This is a genomic window from Enterobacter hormaechei subsp. xiangfangensis, from assembly GCF_001729785.1.
In the GTDB taxonomy this organism is placed as follows: Bacteria; Pseudomonadota; Gammaproteobacteria; order Enterobacterales; family Enterobacteriaceae; genus Enterobacter; species Enterobacter hormaechei_C.
On the sequence record NZ_CP017183.1, the window covers coordinates 2,456,595 to 2,472,471 of the forward strand.

Sequence of the window (15,877 nt, forward strand, 5' to 3'; positions counted from 1 at the left end):
AAAACTGCCACAGGCGGTTATCAGAAACAGTCTTTAAAGCGCAGTATTTTCATTGTGCGCTCACGCCAGTAACCGCCATAAGGTACGCGCTGGCTCAGATGCCCATAAAGGTGATGCAGTAGCATGTTGCCTTCCAGCAGAATCCCCGCATGATTCCACTTATCAGCCTGAACCTGCATGATCACCATATCGCCAGGTTTTGGCGGCCCGTCGAATTCACGGAATCCGCACTCATACCAGCAATCCTGATAGAAGTTGTCCGGGTAATCGTTTTCCCACCAGGGATAATCGACCCGGTAATCGTGAAGCTCTATCCCGTGTGTTTGCCGGTAATAGCTCATCACCAGACCCCAGCAGTCGAAGTGACCAAGCACAAACGGTCGCTCCAGCAGCGGCAGTTCTCCACGCGGCTGGATGGTCCGTAAATCCCCCTCTGGCCAGCTCACGATATGCCAGGGTAGCCAGGGTTAGGCTCTCGGGTGTGATCGTAGCCGTAACCCCCAACATCGACTGGCTCTCGCTTATCGCGGTCTGTCGCTTCGAGCCGTTTCTCTTCGAATTCCACCATATCGCGCCACTGGTACTGGTGACCGAAGCCCCAGCAATAACGACACGCGCCGCGGCGATACTGCGAAAGCTGGTTTGCATCGAAGGTCGCAAGCTGCCACATCTGCGCGAGCACTTCATCGGCACCGCCAAGCGTGCGTTCAATGGAGGCTTTCTGCTGTTGTGCAATAGCCTGGGCAACTGAAGTTTTCTGAAGGAGTTGATAACCGATTTGTTCAGCAGATTTTTTGCTGTAACCCGCCCTGATAGCGGCTTGTGTGGCGTTACCATCCTTTAGGTATTCTGCGACAAAACGTCTTTGCTGTGCCGTTAATCCATCATCATCCACCAGCTCTTCTGCGCTTTGTTCTTTTTGCGCAGTACGCACTTTTTTCTGCGCAGATTTTTGCACAGATTGCGCAGAAGGTTTTTTGATATATCGACGTGCGGTAGCATAGTTCAGTCCCTGCGCTTCACACCATTCCTTTGGTGATACGCCGGTTGCGGCATGTTCGGACAGGAACCGTTGCTGAAGCTCGCCCCAGTCCGGTTTTGCCATATAAACTCCAATAAAAAACCGCCCTTAGGCGGTTAAATTTTGAGATTTAAAATTTTGGTGCTAAGCCATACTTAGGCGTCTTTATGTTAGCAGCCCAGACTTTGATATCGTTCTGAAGCAACAAAGTGAAATCTGACTTGAGGTGGTTAACCATCTCATTGACCTTGCTTGCATCATTCACTGCAAAGTGTTCAATCCTGTCTGCTCCGACTGATACACAAGTATAAGTTGCAGGCACATCCTTCCCGTTAGCATTAAGCCGCACCTTCTCATCTCCACAGCCACCATCGGACATATAGGATACGAGCATATTAGCTGACTCCCTCCCCGGTTGAGAGATGCTTATCATGACAGGCAATCCCTCTGAGGTCTGGGTAATGTCGTAGAGTACAGCATCTTTTTGATACCAGGTATTGTATTCTCTTTCCTGAAACGCTGCGTAGGATGGCGAAGAAATCGTCGCCAGCAAGGCGATTGTAATAGAGTGAATTTTCATCGGTTGCTATTGTTTTGTTTAGGCAAAGTTATTATCCATATTGTGCCAACAGCAACAACGACGTAAGATTATTCCTACTATTTTTAGTGGTACTAAATTCTCTTTTAGCAACCGTTAAGTATCCATATATCTCATATCAATAAAGCATTATAAATCCCGGTAATTTGCATTAAGTAAAAGCTAACTCCATGGTAACGAAAAAAATTTGCAATCACCTCTCAATACATTATCAGCATTCTACAGCATCAACCTTATTTTTGGTGAGCTTTTTCGAATGGCGAACTGGCTGCTATGTTTCGTCCATGATGTCTAATAACAAAGAGTCACTTATTAAACAAATAAGCGAGTATGCCAGGCTTAACGAGCAGGAAGAAATCCAGTTGCGCAAGATAATCAGCTGATTGATTCATCCGCTTAATCTTATAACTATTATCAAGCCCACCAGCAGGTGGGCGTTGTAATGGCTGCCACTACCCGGAGTGGCCACGCTCATGCCCTTGAGTTGCTGTCGCTTCATCGCCGCTTATAACCGGTGCGCGTCTGGCGTTCGCGCTGCTTTACCGGAGCATGTCCCCTTATTTACCCTCACAACGGTCTGCTATACCTGCTCGCCATTACGCGGCTCGGGGCAGCATCATGGCTGCTGCATGGCCTTATGGCTGCGGTCAACCCGCTTACTGTTTCAAGGTCTTTAGCCCATCCACAAGTGAAAATAATCTGAGGAATTTCTTAATATCCCACGCTTACGCTTGTTGTTATCTGCCTGGCTGCCAGGCTATACATGACTCTGATGCGGAGAATGCCAACTCCGGGGAACATCAATAAAAAGAGCAACGAAACTGAGACTCCTGTAGCCCTCGCTGAGAGGGCTTTTTTTTCAAAAAAAAGCCAGCTCGGACAGAACTGGCTGGGTCTAGCAGTAAGTAGGTATTACTTCGCACTCATTTCGACGTGTACCCTATTCCTTTAGTCAAGCATTCAGACGCCGGGTGCCTCCCGGTGGACTTGCATCACTCCGCAAACCCGCAACACTACGTCCAGCAGTGACTGGTTGCCCCTCCGCTCAGGGGGATTCATCTGTATGGCAGAGATATCGAATCACTCGTGCCATTAAAATGTAGCTGACAGACAAAATAAAGTTGTGAGCATTGTTAAAATTCTTCGCTAATCATTCATTCCGTATACCCATCAGGCATTAGAAGAAAGTAGATTTTCGTTCCTTTGAGTTATTTATTTAATACACCTTTTTACTTTTGAGAAATGGATTACATTTACATTCTCTTGTAATGATGACCCCTTTGGTCTCCCTTCCGAATTGCAGGATTTCATTTCGGAAGGGACTTTTTTCCTTTCCCGCCTTGATAAATACTCATTGTTTTCTAGACTGTTACATAGACTTTGCTATGTCAGGTGAAGTCGTCGTTCAGGACTACCCGTGTGCTCAAGGATGAGCCACCCTGATTTGTTCAAGCTTTTCCCTGCTAATTAATCATCTGCGCCACAAGAATTGTCCATTTGTATAACAGAATTCTCAATATTTGCTACGGTTAAAGTCCAGAGGAGAGACTGTGTCCGAACCTCAGGGATGAGGCTCAATTTTTCCCGCAATTTGCTTTCCATGCTTTGTTATGCGCCAGGATGTCTTTCTTCGTCTGGTGGTCCAGAACGTCGATGTCTTGATCCGTCAGGAAGATTGGCTTCACCCAATCGCAACCGGTATCAACCACCACCGGGACGCTTCCATTCGTTACGCAGCTCGCGATCAACATCGTCGCCAGGCATATGATTAACAGTCTGCTGTACATTGCTGGCCTCTTTCGTTGTTTCTACCCTGCGTTCGGCTGCTGCGACCATTGCCGCTGCGTTATCTTCGGTTCGCTGCTGGTCGGCTTTGGCTTCTGCTTTGCTGGTGCCGCGAAAATGGCCCAGGCCAAAAGCGCCGGCGATAGCGGAAATGACCAGTGCGGCCAGCCCGATTATTGTCTCGATACCCACACTCACCTCATACCAGAACTGATTTCGCCAGGTTAAACAACGTACGGCGTTTTTCCAGCCCGTTGCGGCCGCCATTGATTAATAGTGTCACGCGCTCAACGTCGCCGGAATGAAGAAGGCAACCGCGGGAGGCATAGAACCATGCGGCTGAGCGCGCGGCGTATTCATCCTCTTCAAGCAGTTCCGGGTGGGTTACAAGGTCCAGTTTCAACGCCTGGCCACAACTGCGATAGTTACTCAGACCAGTAACCTGTTTCAGCCCGCGACCGCGATATTTCCATCCATCACCGGCAACCTGATTGCCCAGGTGTTCTTTTCCCCACTCACCACCGTATACCAGATTAGCGATCGCTTTCTGGTTTGCCGGTTGCGTTGCCGTTCTGCCAAGTGCAGCGGCTTGCTGTGATGTGATGCGGTGGCTGCCGAACGTCGGCACCAAGTTTTCTGCCGCATAATTAAGATTTTCCACCACACAGGTAAATCTGGAGCTTTCATGCCCCATCTGGGCAATAAACATCGCCTGATCAAGCGGTGTGGTTATGCCGTATTCCTTCATAGCGGCGTCGATATGCGGAAACCAGCGCGCAGCTAACCCGGCGCTGATACCAGCCGCCTTCTGAAATTGTGTTTGATTCATTAGTGCCTCAGATGATCAACCAGACGTGCAACGTTGCCTTTGACGGCCACCAGCACGGAAAGGAATATGATGTTTGCCGCAATGGTGGCCCATGATGAATGCGGGTAAATCCCACACAGGTACGCCAGCGGTACAGCGCTATAAGTGACGGTAATCAGCCAGGCTAAACGCGAAATCCATGGCCGATGCCGCGAATCACCACGGCGATAAAACATCAGAGTAATTACAACTCCGGCGCAGAGCAGCGCGTTGATAGTTGCTGTTGGGTCATCTAGTACCACCTGAACCTCCCCGGCGCGTTATCAGCGCCACCAGCGAGCCAATGTCCTGCTTGTTCAGGAACGTAAGGATTTGAACGGCTAACGCAGAAGCTATTACGGCACCGATAGCATCCAGAGGCTTCTCGGTGTATCCCGTCCAGGATGTGAGTTTTGAACCCAACAGCCCCGAACAAAGAATGCCGACGATATACGACACGAAGAAGTATGCCAGGCGACGTAACACACTCAGGTCAGCCGCTGTCGCTATGTAAAATACGGCGCCCGCAAATGCACCAAAAACAACACCGTAGTCAGTTCCGGTCAATAGACCGTAGACACTGGCTCCAGTCAAAGCTAAACCGGCCAGCCCCGTGCCGGAAAATGGATCGGACATCGGCCCCCCTCATATTGCTGTGAATCCTCTCAGTAAATTTGAGGGGAAATAAAAAAGGCCACCCTGAGGCAGCCTGTGTTCTTCAAATTATGTTCATAAAGGTGGGGATATGGGGCCTTCCAGAACGACCGCTTCACCGTTATGGCAAAGATCGTAGCCACGAGTTAGATGCCAGACGCCTCTGATTATTTTTCCTGTAACCATATCTTCAGTTTTACCGTGCGAAAAGTAGGCGATCTGGACACAGTCATTGTGTCTAATCCAATAATATCCCTCTTTCATAATTCACCTCTTAAATTGTTTCATTTAGAAGTGTATATGACGATTCAGAACCTGGTGGTCGACAAAACGTTTTTTTTGAGGATGTGGCGCCGGGTGCCTCCCGGTGACTTATCTCTGGTCGTCAAAGTCGCGTGCATACCTGCACATAGCAGTTAACCAGACGCCCCATCGCTTAGATGGGATTCACCACATTCATAACTAAAACAAGAAACATTCATCTGGTCAATGGATGATTAATAAATGAAAAAAAAGCCTGCTCGGAAAAGCAGGCATAAATAGCTAAGTTGGCAATAACTGAGGGAGTGGTGCCGGGTGCCTCCCGGTGGAAATGATCACAGCATTCATTTCCGCGCGCTGGTTGGACACTCTGGAGAAATGTCCTGCTGAATCGCCCCTCCGCTTAGGGGGATCCACCACAAAAATGCTTTCAGAAACATCCATTACTCAGGATGCTTAAAAAGCATATGTGCAGTATGAAGAATCTGCCACGTAATCAGATGAATATATTCATTTAAATGGTACAGGCAGAAGGACTTCAATCACCTCTACCTCTCCGTTGTGGCAAATGTCGTCTCCCTGCGTCAGATGCCAGACACCAGTTATCAACTGGCCCGTTTCAAGGTCATCGGTTACACCATCTGTCTAGTAGGTTACCTGAATTTTGCCGTTGTACTGTAGCCAGTAGCAACCCTCTTCCATTTTCCCACCAGCATGGCTGGGAAATTAAAAGTTACTACGGGGTTGTATGGTTTTAGTAATTCTTAAATTGCTATAAAGCAAAAAGCCCTACGGGGTTAACCGCAGGGCTTTAAACGAAGGCAATAACCCATCGTTAGAGCAAAATTACCACAAATTCGGGAAAAGTAAATAGCTCACGATAAAATAACGCCCTATTTTGTTATCTGCTTCAACTGCGCATCGGCCCATGCCTCTTCGATGTCAAATTTGGTGATTAGCTGATCGTAAAAGGGCTTAACAGACTTCTTCCAGGTATCTAGGCTGATTGTATCCGTTATCTGGCGCACCGCAGCGTAAGCCTCAGTTGAGGGGATACGCTCATATCCACGTCCGCCGCAGCGCTTACAGTCGGCCAGAACCGGCACCCCCTGCTTTTCAGTGAGATCCTGATTCACTGCTTTACCGCGCCCGTGGCAGTCTTTGCAGGCGCAACTGACAACTTTTTTCCCCTTGCAGGTCGAGCAAAGTACCTTAGCGACTTCTTTGACCTGGCGCTTAACCTCGAAATAACTCGGAGATTGCTTAAGGTCTTTTGCCCACTGTGGAAGCTTCATGGTGTAGTGCGATTTCATCGTGAAAACATCAGCCTCAATGAATCCCTGACCCGAGCAGCAGTCACACTGTTTCACGCTGGCGGCGCTGCGAGAATAATCTTCAAAAGCGAAGGAGGCCAGCTGGTGCATCACTAATGGCTTAACCCTGGCATCCAGTTTGCGAAGTGCAGCAACCCGATCGCACTTGGTCAGCGCATACTGGGCCAACAATTCGATCGCCCTCTCCCGGTCATTGTTGCTGATACCCATCTTCCCGAGAAAAGCGCTGTAACCCAATGCTGCCCGTTCCTGCGTCATGCCCATAGCGGCCATGATATCCGTTCCGCTTAATGAGTCTGACGCCGTAGCGCGCGGAGAGTCGCTAATCATCGTCGATTTGGCGAAGTGATATTTGAGGGTGTTTTCAAGATTCATGCGTTCTCCAACTCGGTAATGGTGAGTTCTAACTTCCCGCCCTTAACGACAGGCATTTTCACAACGCGATAGTCGACAACCTGGCAGTCATCCAGCCAGAATCTCGCCTTGGTTAGAGCGTCAAATGCAGCTTTCTGCAGGTTATCCAGATCGCGGCGTCGGCGGTCGGGCATGTGACATTCAATACGGATTTTGAGTGGTGCGGCCGTGCGGATATTAAGCCGGGCGCTTCGAATGACGCTGGCGACTGCATAGCGGTACGCAACGCCATCAGCGCTAATGTGCGTGCGCCCGCGGTTGTGCCGGTAATACCGGTTATTGCTCGGCGGCCAGGGCAAAGTGATTTGATATGTTTTCACGTTCACCCCCACATCCGGTTTCGCCAGCGGCTGTCCGGGCGCGCTGGTGTATTTGAGGTCGGCAAGAATGCACTTACAGTCCAGGTCACGTAATCCGGGTTTAGGCTGCGCTCAACACGTACTCCGCGCGCCTTGTAACGCTTAACCAGTTCGTCGGCCTGTTCGGTGCTGCAATCGGTGTGGTGGAACCAGGAATACTTCATTCCATCACCCCGCGAAGCCAAGCAGCTGCGCGGCGACATTCTCGGCCTCATCACGACTGCGGAATGAACGGGACAGGACCCAGCGCCAGAGGACATCGAGCGCAGCTTTATAGAGTTGCTGAAACTCGAATTCGTCCATGTTGGCAAACGAGATGCTACGAGGATGCTTCTTGAGTGTTCCGTCTGGCAGCTGAATGGCATCAAAGTGCCCTGCCTCGACGATCACCCAGGAGCGGTAAGCATCGAAGGATTTACAGAGGCTGATGCCGTTTGTGACCCGGCGGTATGCAACCTGCTCAAGATACTGCTCAGCAGCATCGATCAGCGCCCCCTCATTACCACCATACGAAGCCAGCAACTTGGCGTAGCCAGTAATCAGCTTACGCTCGTTACTTGAGATCGCCCCGCCGGTTGGCTCCCAGTATTCAAATCCGAGATTAAGAAGCGCGAAAAAGCGTCGATGGAATGCCGGCTTGCGAACCCGCCTGAATTCGGCAACAAGAACATCGCCGAGCCGGGTTTTGGATTGCAGGATATCGCTGGTCTCGGGGGTTGCCGGGATCAGTATTCCTGAGTGGTGTTTGATAAGTTGTAATTCTAGCGCCATGGTTCTCTCCGTGGCGCATCAGGTATAGGGTGTTCAGGCCTATGAAAGAATGATATCAGACGGTGGTGTAATTCGGTACCCAAGCCGTTTTGCAAATTGCATAAACCCGTTAAGAGTGAAGATTTCTTCCTCTTCGAGTAAGGGTCGTAATGAAACTATTCCATTTACTCGATAAACCAGATATCTCCCTTCCGCCGGGAAGCTATAGATAACTGCATTATCGGCCCTTCTGACCACGTCGTACCATTGATCATCTGCATTAAAGGCATCTGCACTACACACTATTTCCCCCCAGAGCGACTTATTGACGCGGCAAACAGTAATCGGGAACAGCCAGGGGAACGCAAACAGCGATACTCTTTGAAACTGCTCCAGTCAAATTCACGCGATTAATAAAACCACTCGTCCGCGCTTTCCCAAGTCTCCTGCACGATATGTTCGACCTCTTTCTTGTCGCCCCCGAAAACAGTCAAACCATCATTACTGGCACGCTTAATCGTAATCTGGCAACCATCAAACTGCTTGCTAAGTCTTTTGAGCAGTTCTGACTCGAGCGCAGGTATAGCTCCAACAGGAAGTTTCTTCATGCGATCAATGGTTAACTCGATTTTCATTTTTCCCTCCGCAATGAACAACTGTATGCATATACAGTATATTTATAAACGTATCTCACGGATTTTGCAACGATTAAAGAGTGTTCGCACTATGGAGCGCTTTCAGGCTTACAGGTATATGTTTTAAGTACGATATGGGGCAGATCTCAGATTTGGAGGTCTACACAATAGTTATGTTGAATAGATTTCAGCGGAGTTTGGTGCAGTTACGCTACTAAATTGTGGCTTAGAAATGAGATTAATAAAATGAAAATCTGTAAAGGCTAATATGGAGCTTGCTGTTACTAGCACAAATTAGTCAGCAAGCTCTAAAACGATATGAAACATTACCAGAGCGTAATGTAATCCAACCGGTTATCGAAATTTACTGAGATGCAGGCACTGTATCATAATGACGAAAAGCCTCGATCCCGACTTTCTGACCATAAGAAAGTTCAAGTGTGTTACCATCAGGATCAGCGAAGAAGACATAATAACCTACCGGTTCCCCTGTCTGAACAGGTTCTTTTCGCAAGATGCCCTCCATCCTGGCCATCGCTATTTTATTGTCGATTTCTTCAATGCTTGAACAAGCTACTCCCAAGTGACCAAAATTACCTAAAGGGGTGTCAGTCACAGCATCAACCTGGACAAGGACAAGCGCAAAAGGGCGAGTTAGGTCACTTAACCACGCGACTTTACGTGCCTCCGGAAGGTCAGGCTCTCGCCTGTGTACGACTTCCATGCCAGCATAACGGCCGTAAAAATCAATACTTTTATCCAAATCTCTAACAACAAACGCAACGTGCGTAAAACCGACATCAATCTCTTTCATTAGGCTAATCCTTTGACTATCTCCAGAATCGCCATCTTAAAAGCTCAAGTTAACCTGAGGTCAAGAGCCTTTCAATCAATAATTTGCTGGATTTCTTGCACGTATTGTTCAATGTCGTTCAGGGTCGCAGCCTATGCTAACTAACTCCAGCAAAATGAAGATAAGGCCCGCTACGCACAGAAGAAAAGATAAAGTTAAAGCCGCAATAAAAACCATTAGAAACTCCATGTAATCATTTTTACTACCACAATCTTAGAATTAATTTTTACTTTGTCACGTGTGCACACCAGGCGATTTGATGTTGCAGAGCCAAACATATCTCGCGGGCTTTAACCACGTTTATTGAATGGTTTTTTTTGTTAAGCATTTTACTCTTCATAGACAATTTTATGGTCACAGAACTCTTTTTTGTAAATTTTTTCAGTAAAATAGCACTAACTGTCCTTTCTCATGCTACTTTAGAAGAAAATCCTTAAAAGTGTGCAACTATGCTTACTACTCTCATCTACCGAAGCCACCTGCGAGCTGATGCACCAATTCAATCCATTATTGACATGGTCAGTGAAGCCAATTCCCGAAATGAACGTGCGGGAGTAACTGGTGTTTTACTTTTCAATGGGATTCATTTCTTACAGCTTCTTGAAGGTGATGAAGCAGCTGTAATGCAAATCTATGAAAAGATTTGCCTAGATACACTTCACTTTAACATTGTAGAACTCTTATCCGATTATGCCCCCTATCGACGATTTGGCCGCTCAGGCATGGAATTAATTGATATAAGACTATTCAGTAAAGAAGAGTGTCTGGACAGGGTTCTTCAACGTGGAACAACCCAACATAAAATGCTTTACAACGACAGAGCCTTAAGGTTTTTCCGTACATTTATAGATTCTGCTGAGACAGATAACTATTATGAACTTCCTGATAGGTTCAGTTGGTTTTTTTCATCCGATCAAATAGATGTATCATCAGTTGATCCCGCCATTATCGAAGACATGTATGCAGTTATAGACCCTCTCGCTGCCCAGATTCATTCTTTTGTCTTGAATGCTAAATCAGATAATGACGTTATAAAAGTCAATAATTTACTTTTTGATTTGGAATCGAAGAAAGATTTGTTAAAAATTGCAGGGGGTTTCATTACCTCTTCACAACGAGTATCAATAACACTCCTGCCTTTAACCTTACTGAGGGTGCCGAATGCGATTGAGATTTTGCTCGATTACATCAGAGAAAGTAACTTACACCCAGAACAAGTTTTAGTTGAATTTTCTGAGAGCGAAATAATCCCTGAAATTGATGAGTTCGCGCATTCCGTGCAGATTCTCAAAAGCTGCGGTTTAAGTGTTGCTATTAATGACTTTGGTGTGGGAAATGCAGGTTTATTGTTTCTTTCGAAATTTCAGCCTGAGAAGCTCAAAATACACCCTCAACTAATCCATAATATACATAAGGACGGCTCTAAGCAGGCGATACTACAAAGTTTAATACGTTGCGGCGAACTTTTAGAGATAAGGATTTGTGCAACAGGTGTCGAACAACCAGAAGAATGGATGTGGCTAGAATCCGCTGGTATATTTTGCTTCCAGGGCAATCTTTTTTCAAAATATGATAAAAATGGATATTTGAAGATCTTCTGGCCAGAATCTAATGAATTCATAGAATGTTAAAAAAAACTTGTAGACTTATTACTTTTTCATAGGCTTAACGCAGTCATAATCGATGGGTGTCAAGCTGGAAGCGGATAAACTAATATATAGTGAAAAGTCAGCGGGCCCGGCGGGTGCAAAAGCAATGCTTCAGTACTCAGCTAAAATGCGGTAAACGGAGCAGGCTTAGATATTTGGCCTCAATTTCGTTTACGAAGAACCAGTTCATCCCCATACCCTCCTACCAGCTTTCATCCAATCATATTTGGCTTTTAAAGCTCAGCTGGTATCGAGCAGTCAGCGATACTTGCGCAGCAAACGTGCCGCGCATATACAGTGCTGGCTTACCTTTTATCAAACGTGCTCACGCCTGCATACCCTTCCCCCTTGCGATGTTAATTCTGTCAATGCATTCCCTTAATGCTTTGACTTGCTCAGGGGTAAGTTCAGATTCATCGATTGTGGCCAGAAGAGCGTTGAGGGAGCGCTCAATATCGTTTTTAGTCAACCGTAAACAGATAACCTTAACCCAACGTGGCGAGAACTTGCTGAGGCCGATTGCTCTTGTGATACGTAGTTTCATGAGATGCCTCTTAACCGCCAGTGGTGGCGATTTCAAACTCGCTTATAACACACGTGGAGAAGACTTATGTGATTATTTCGCCATAGAAATTTCTAAGGGTCGTTTCACTTGAGGACAACCAGGCTTTCAGTAAACGCCTAAATTGGTTACCCAGCATGTCACACAAGCGCCTCTTCATAACCCGAAGCGGCTTATCAAGTGAAGGTAGTTTTTACGGTCATGCACAGGCTGGGATGTCATTTGTGTGCCAGAAGCAGACTTTAATATAGCTCCAGAGTCCCTTATGGGAGCTATTTACATCTGTCAAGCTTTAGCAAGCGGCTTCATTCGAAAACTAATACCCATACGATTAATGGCATTCATGGTGGCAATAACAATGGTAAGTTCAACCAAATCTTTTTCACCGAATACAGAAAGCGCTGCGGAATATGCTTCATCGGAAGCATGTGTTTCACTAACACGGGTAACTTCTTCCGCCCATGAGAGGGCAGCTTGCTCTATATCCGAGAATAAATAGGTAGCTTCTCGCCAGACAGGCACCAATACAATCTTTTCGACGGACATGCCACTCTTGATAAGATCGCGAGTATGTATATCTATGCAGTGTGCACAACCATTGATCTGGGAAACTCTTAAAAAAATTAAATGGATCAGCTCGGCAGGTAAACCTGTACCAGTAGTGGCGTAATGATGGAGCGCTGCTATAGCCTTGCCACCTTTATCGGAAACTTGAAACCAGTTTGGACGCTTCATCGTTATTTCCACCTTTTTGAGTTGTTTAAAATAAAAAGATGCCTCACAGGATCGCTACGACTGAATGACAGAATTTAAATTAGTACGTCTGCTCAGACGTTGTAATCTTAACCATTGATGTCATAGATAAAAGAGACAATAAATGAGTAAAACGGTAGGACAATTATGGGATACCTCATGCAGTAAAACTGGATAACAATTTTTAAAAGCAAACCCTGAGTGTTGATAAAATCCACGGTAGAGTCCGCTTCTCGCTCATAACAGACCATTTCCTCACTATGCCCTGCCATCTGCTTTCATCCGTTGATATTTAGTTTTCAAAAGCTCCGCCGGTGTCGGCCCTTTCGGAGCAACTGGCGCAGCCAACGCCCGACGAATAGGCGGAATCGGCTTCCCGGCTAGCACCCGCTTTTCCCACCTATCCAGAATATCACCGGCCTCACGCTCAAGCTCTTTGTGACTGAGTTGGCCATCAGTTCCGCGACGCCGCAGCTCGAGGCAAATGTGGTAATAAACCGGCTTCGGCCAGGGGTACTGCTCACTGCTCGGGTACCGAAACACCAGCTTGCGCCACTTCCAGTATTCAGCCATCACGTCTGCGGTGGTGACCCCCAGCACGCAACGCCCTTCCCTGCACCACTTGATGAACTGGCCAGGCGATGGCAAGAATGGACGCTCCTGGCGACGCACCATACGCATGCCGGCTTCAACCTGCTCCATGGTGTTTATCCCGTTTTCTTTGAAGGCCAGCACCCACTGGCGGCGGATTTCGTCAACGTCGTCCTGGCTTCGGTTAACCAGGCTTGCAGGAAACGCGGCCGCCAGCTGTACAAACAGGCCGTTGATAATCTGCGCCACCTGCTGCGTTTGTTCGCGTTCGGTGTACTGCTCAGGCAGATTGTGCGCCACGCGGCAAGCCTGTTCCCGGTCAAAATTGCGAATGCTCTCGGCAAGGTTTTTCATTCCAGCACCCCGTCAATCCAGTCGGTGTTAAGCAGGTCGATGCCGCTCCGGGATGGCTTTGCCGTTCCGGTTGCACGCAGCCGCTTGGTAGTGAGCTGATCCCACTGCTTGCGCAGACTCGAAGGGCTCAGGATGTTGTCTTTCCAGAATTCGTCCCGGTTAGCCCACTGGAACAGGTCACAGATTTCGTAGTGCGTACGCTTATCCTGGACGCGCATCAGCCTGATGGTGTTTGCCCATTCAGCCCAGTTTGGTTCGGATAGCGAAGCGTTGACGGTGAGAAGCCTGTCGTAAATCCAGCGAGCGGCCTTGAGGTCGTCAGCGGATCCCCATGATTTACCTGCCGGGGTGTATATCCCGGCGGCAGCTTCTGGATGGCGTGAGAGAAACTTTTGAGTTTTCTGGTTTCGGGATTCGTCAGAGTTCCGAGACGAGGATCTTTTAATATTGTTCTTGTTATAGTCTTGGGTGTCTACCGTTTCCGGGAAGATTTTTCCCGTTTTCGGTAACACTTTTCCCGTTTTCGGGAAGGTTTTTCCCGTTTTCGGTTTGTCTAAAATCCAGGCTGAAAGGTCAGTATTTATACCGACCGTTTTCATCACGCCCTGCTTCTGACTGAAGATAATTTTACGTTCTGCGAGTGATTTGAGCGCATCAGAAACATGCGAATCACTCAGCCCTGTAAGCTCAGCGATCACCGTGTTCGTAACGCGGTCCTGTTTCTTGTTCCAGCCGTAGGTAAGCCAGATCACCGCCTCAAAACACTGCCACTCCCGGCCTGACATTCTCAGACGAGGCTTGAGCTGTTGGATTTCGTTAGCGACCTTGGTATACCCGTTCGACAGGTCGGCCATACGACCTCCCGGTTGTTCAGTTCTGTTGGGGAAATTGATAATTTCAGCTGTGTTTGACATACTTAGCTCCGCAATTACACTCCGTTTTTGCACCTGAAAGTCGGTTCTGTTAGCGCAGACCGGCTTTCGCCTTTTCTGAAGTCTTCACATTGCCCCCAGCATGGTTGTGACCATCGCCAGCAGTGGCGCCGTAAGGTCCGGATCGATCCTGAACATTTCGAAAATCCCCTCTCCTAACTCCTTCAGCTTTTCCTTTTTCGGTGCATCGAGCATCAAAGCTTGCTTCGCCTCACTCACCTCTTTTTCCAGCCGGGCCATCCGGTAGGCAAACGAGTCGTTCTTAACGACACGGTCGCGGTATCGAAGCGGTAATACGGACATGATCGCGGGCACCAGCTGTTCGATGTTCTTTCGGTACGATGCGGAGTCTTCTTTGTTGTCGAGCCAGCGGAACAGCTTCACGTTCCAGACATCGGCCTGGCCTGAGAAATCCACGCCATCAAGTTGAAGTTCTTCCGCCGCTTCTTGGATTTGAAGTGCTACAGCTACGCGCCCTTCTGCCGCCGCCCAAGCTCGTACCGCTGAGCAGATATCGCGATGATCGATATCCTTCACTGCCGATTCGCTTTGATGACACTGGAATATCAGTGAATTAGAGGAAGCTCTGTTACTCTGTTGGAATGAAACAGTCTGCATTTTGTTAAGGCTCCTGTTTGGGTAAACCGTCTGTTGGGTTTGGGTAGAGATCTGGGCGCAACTCGTGCGGAGTTACGCCGGTAACCCCATAAATTTGCAAAACTCGATCTGCCGGGACGACGCCCTGATATCGATTTCGCCAATGACTAACAGTCATGGCGCTTACGGTTAGCAGTTGGGCTAAGCGCGTAGCAGTTCCTGCTTTAGTAATTGCTTTATCAATTGCTTTCATAAATAGCTCCTGTAACAACAACGCAATTAAACATTTTGTTTATGTTTATGTCAACATTTTGAATATTGAGCTAATAAACATTTGGTTTAGAATTCGTCCATGAAAGAAAAAACTCATCAGATTAACCACCCACAAGTTCAGCGGCTTAACGAGGTTCTTGAGCTCAAGAAGTTGACCAAATCAGACATGGCCCGTATTTGTGGCGTCAGTGCTCAATCGGTCAATAACTGGTTCGTACGCGGGACGATTGGTAAAAGCTCAGCGATTAAGCTGGCGGATGCGCTTGGGGTGAGCCTTGAGTGGCTGCTTGGCCAAGATGTTGGCGAGAAAGATGGACTGAAGCCGGACGAACAACGCCTGTTGGAACTTTACCGTCAGCTTCCCGAAGAAGAGCAACAGAACATGCTTCGCATCTTCGCGCTTCGCCTGAAAGAGCTGGACGAACTATATGATAAGTATATGAAAGGCCGGATTCGTTCGCAGGATGATTGAGTAATCCTTTCAGCAATGATTCGTAAAGATCTACTATAAGAAATGGCCATAAAGTGGCCTTTTTTTATGCGCCTCGAATAACTAGCACATCCCTTGTACTAAGCGTCCATTCCCCGGACTTCCTGCCTGTACCATTTCGTCGAATTTTTTGCCTCCAAAGAACAAAATTTCACTCTCCATAAG

At 47.7% G+C, this 15,877-nt stretch carries 19 protein-coding genes and 3 pseudogenes; 2 read left to right on the forward strand and 20 right to left on the reverse strand.

Annotation, left to right across the window (positions count from 1 at the left end):
• Nucleotides 1–20: 20 nt before the first annotated feature.
• The 14 genes and pseudogenes from BFV63_RS11775 to BFV63_RS11840 form a co-directional block, all read right to left on the reverse strand.
• Nucleotides 21–461, reverse strand: a pseudogene (locus BFV63_RS11775) (C40 family peptidase); the annotation flags it as partial.
• Nucleotides 455–1,105: pseudogene (locus BFV63_RS11780) on the reverse strand (terminase small subunit); the annotation flags it as partial. The pseudogenes BFV63_RS11780 and BFV63_RS11775, both read right to left, overlap by 7 nt.
• Before the next feature lie 46 nt (nt 1,106–1,151).
• The gene (locus BFV63_RS11785) at nt 1,152–1,601 is read right to left on the reverse strand and encodes a hypothetical protein (protein WP_058675011.1); all 450 of its coding nucleotides are present in this window, start codon (nt 1,599–1,601) and stop codon (nt 1,152–1,154) included.
• A 1,719-nt stretch (nt 1,602–3,320) separates the two neighbouring features.
• A complete protein-coding gene (locus tag BFV63_RS11800; RefSeq protein WP_032682332.1) occupies nt 3,321–3,596 on the reverse strand; it encodes a hypothetical protein in 276 nt (91 codons plus the stop codon).
• Nucleotides 3,597–3,603: 7 nt separating this feature from the next.
• On the reverse strand, nt 3,604–4,233 hold the full coding sequence (locus BFV63_RS11805) for a glycoside hydrolase family 19 protein (RefSeq protein WP_023324732.1): 630 nt from the start codon (nt 4,231–4,233) through the stop codon (nt 3,604–3,606).
• Nucleotides 4,233–4,514, reverse strand: a complete 282-nt coding sequence (locus BFV63_RS11810; RefSeq protein WP_023324733.1) for a phage holin family protein — start codon at nt 4,512–4,514, stop codon at nt 4,233–4,235. The genes BFV63_RS11805 and BFV63_RS11810 overlap by 1 nt, the downstream gene beginning before the upstream one ends.
• Nucleotides 4,501–4,887, reverse strand: coding sequence for a phage holin family protein (locus BFV63_RS11815; RefSeq protein WP_023324734.1), 387 nt, complete (start codon nt 4,885–4,887; stop codon nt 4,501–4,503). Before BFV63_RS11815 ends, BFV63_RS11810 begins: the two co-directional genes overlap by 14 nt.
• Before the next feature lie 789 nt (nt 4,888–5,676).
• Nucleotides 5,677–5,868: pseudogene (locus tag BFV63_RS23400) on the reverse strand (hypothetical protein).
• A 191-nt stretch (nt 5,869–6,059) separates the two neighbouring features.
• Nucleotides 6,060–6,875 (reverse strand): antitermination protein, encoded by an 816-nt coding sequence (locus BFV63_RS11820; RefSeq protein ID WP_048240707.1) that lies wholly within the window; start codon nt 6,873–6,875, stop codon nt 6,060–6,062.
• Nucleotides 6,872–7,234 carry a crossover junction endodeoxyribonuclease RusA gene (gene rusA, locus BFV63_RS11825; RefSeq protein WP_048241839.1) on the reverse strand — a complete coding sequence of 121 codons (363 nt, stop codon included), beginning with the start codon at nt 7,232–7,234 and terminating at the stop codon, nt 6,872–6,874. Before rusA ends, BFV63_RS11820 begins: the two co-directional genes overlap by 4 nt.
• Before the next feature lie 2 nt (nt 7,235–7,236).
• A complete protein-coding gene (locus BFV63_RS22630) occupies nt 7,237–7,437 on the reverse strand; it encodes a hypothetical protein (RefSeq protein ID WP_071957454.1) in 201 nt (66 codons plus the stop codon).
• A 4-nt stretch (nt 7,438–7,441) separates the two neighbouring features.
• Nucleotides 7,442–8,044 (reverse strand): DUF1367 family protein, encoded by a 603-nt coding sequence (locus BFV63_RS11830; protein ID WP_057059623.1) that lies wholly within the window; start codon nt 8,042–8,044, stop codon nt 7,442–7,444.
• Nucleotides 8,045–8,433: 389 nt separating this feature from the next.
• Nucleotides 8,434–8,658, reverse strand: coding sequence for a DinI family protein (locus BFV63_RS11835; protein WP_023296481.1), 225 nt, complete (start codon nt 8,656–8,658; stop codon nt 8,434–8,436).
• 364 nt (nt 8,659–9,022) lie between these two features.
• A complete protein-coding gene (locus BFV63_RS11840) occupies nt 9,023–9,472 on the reverse strand; it encodes a VOC family protein (protein WP_048240703.1) in 450 nt (149 codons plus the stop codon).
• Nucleotides 9,473–9,960: 488 nt separating this feature from the next.
• On the opposite strand from BFV63_RS11840, the gene BFV63_RS11845 reads away from it, so the two are divergent.
• On the forward strand, nt 9,961–11,142 hold the full coding sequence (locus BFV63_RS11845; RefSeq protein WP_048240701.1) for a diguanylate phosphodiesterase: 1,182 nt from the start codon (nt 9,961–9,963) through the stop codon (nt 11,140–11,142).
• Between the two features lie 343 nt (nt 11,143–11,485).
• Here the strand turns inward: BFV63_RS11845 and BFV63_RS23180 are convergent, their stop codons facing one another.
• From BFV63_RS23180 to BFV63_RS11880, 6 genes are all read right to left on the reverse strand, one after another.
• Nucleotides 11,486–11,704 (reverse strand): hypothetical protein, encoded by a 219-nt coding sequence (locus tag BFV63_RS23180; protein WP_014832178.1) that lies wholly within the window; start codon nt 11,702–11,704, stop codon nt 11,486–11,488.
• Nucleotides 11,705–12,007: 303 nt separating this feature from the next.
• Nucleotides 12,008–12,457, reverse strand: a complete 450-nt coding sequence (locus BFV63_RS11855; protein ID WP_014832179.1) for a carboxymuconolactone decarboxylase family protein — start codon at nt 12,455–12,457, stop codon at nt 12,008–12,010.
• Between the two features lie 276 nt (nt 12,458–12,733).
• Complete coding sequence (locus BFV63_RS11865; RefSeq protein ID WP_048240697.1) at nt 12,734–13,420, reverse strand: replication protein P; 687 nt, start codon at nt 13,418–13,420, stop codon at nt 12,734–12,736.
• Nucleotides 13,417–14,334: a phage replication protein O gene (locus BFV63_RS11870; protein WP_048240695.1), complete on the reverse strand. Its 918-nt coding sequence runs from the start codon at nt 14,332–14,334 to the stop codon at nt 13,417–13,419. The genes BFV63_RS11865 and BFV63_RS11870 overlap by 4 nt, the downstream gene beginning before the upstream one ends.
• 84 nt (nt 14,335–14,418) lie before the next feature.
• Nucleotides 14,419–14,970 carry a toxin YdaT family protein gene (locus tag BFV63_RS11875; RefSeq protein ID WP_045903090.1) on the reverse strand — a complete coding sequence of 184 codons (552 nt, stop codon included), beginning with the start codon at nt 14,968–14,970 and terminating at the stop codon, nt 14,419–14,421.
• 4 nt (nt 14,971–14,974) lie between these two features.
• Nucleotides 14,975–15,202 (reverse strand): transcriptional regulator, encoded by a 228-nt coding sequence (locus BFV63_RS11880; RefSeq protein ID WP_022651300.1) that lies wholly within the window; start codon nt 15,200–15,202, stop codon nt 14,975–14,977.
• 99 nt (nt 15,203–15,301) lie between these two features.
• Between BFV63_RS11880 and BFV63_RS11885 the strand changes: the two genes are divergently transcribed.
• On the forward strand, nt 15,302–15,694 hold the full coding sequence (locus BFV63_RS11885; RefSeq protein ID WP_022651301.1) for a helix-turn-helix domain-containing protein: 393 nt from the start codon (nt 15,302–15,304) through the stop codon (nt 15,692–15,694).
• Nucleotides 15,695–15,877 lie beyond the last annotated feature (183 nt).

Coding starts and splice junctions, on each gene's coding strand:
- BFV63_RS22630 (WP_071957454.1), bottom strand. CDS start 7,437: ATGAAGTATTCCTGGTTCCACCACACCGATTGCAGCACCGAACAGGCC.
- BFV63_RS11875 (WP_045903090.1), bottom strand. CDS start 14,970: ATGCAGACTGTTTCATTCCAACAGAGTAACAGAGCTTCCTCTAATTCA.
- BFV63_RS11835 (WP_023296481.1), bottom strand. CDS start 8,658: ATGAAAATCGAGTTAACCATTGATCGCATGAAGAAACTTCCTGTTGGA.
- BFV63_RS11870 (WP_048240695.1), bottom strand. CDS start 14,334: ATGTCAAACACAGCTGAAATTATCAATTTCCCCAACAGAACTGAACAA.
- BFV63_RS11880 (WP_022651300.1), bottom strand. CDS start 15,202: ATGAAAGCAATTGATAAAGCAATTACTAAAGCAGGAACTGCTACGCGC.
- BFV63_RS11785 (WP_058675011.1), bottom strand. CDS start 1,601: ATGAAAATTCACTCTATTACAATCGCCTTGCTGGCGACGATTTCTTCG.
- BFV63_RS11865 (WP_048240697.1), bottom strand. CDS start 13,420: ATGAAAAACCTTGCCGAGAGCATTCGCAATTTTGACCGGGAACAGGCT.
- BFV63_RS23180 (WP_014832178.1), bottom strand. CDS start 11,704: ATGAAACTACGTATCACAAGAGCAATCGGCCTCAGCAAGTTCTCGCCA.
- BFV63_RS11815 (WP_023324734.1), bottom strand. CDS start 4,887: ATGTCCGATCCATTTTCCGGCACGGGGCTGGCCGGTTTAGCTTTGACT.
- BFV63_RS11855 (WP_014832179.1), bottom strand. CDS start 12,457: ATGAAGCGTCCAAACTGGTTTCAAGTTTCCGATAAAGGTGGCAAGGCT.
- BFV63_RS11805 (WP_023324732.1), bottom strand. CDS start 4,233: ATGAATCAAACACAATTTCAGAAGGCGGCTGGTATCAGCGCCGGGTTA.
- BFV63_RS11840 (WP_048240703.1), bottom strand. CDS start 9,472: ATGAAAGAGATTGATGTCGGTTTTACGCACGTTGCGTTTGTTGTTAGA.
- BFV63_RS11845 (WP_048240701.1), top strand. CDS start 9,961: ATGCTTACTACTCTCATCTACCGAAGCCACCTGCGAGCTGATGCACCA.
- BFV63_RS11885 (WP_022651301.1), top strand. CDS start 15,302: ATGAAAGAAAAAACTCATCAGATTAACCACCCACAAGTTCAGCGGCTT.
- BFV63_RS11820 (WP_048240707.1), bottom strand. CDS start 6,875: ATGAATCTTGAAAACACCCTCAAATATCACTTCGCCAAATCGACGATG.
- BFV63_RS11830 (WP_057059623.1), bottom strand. CDS start 8,044: ATGGCGCTAGAATTACAACTTATCAAACACCACTCAGGAATACTGATC.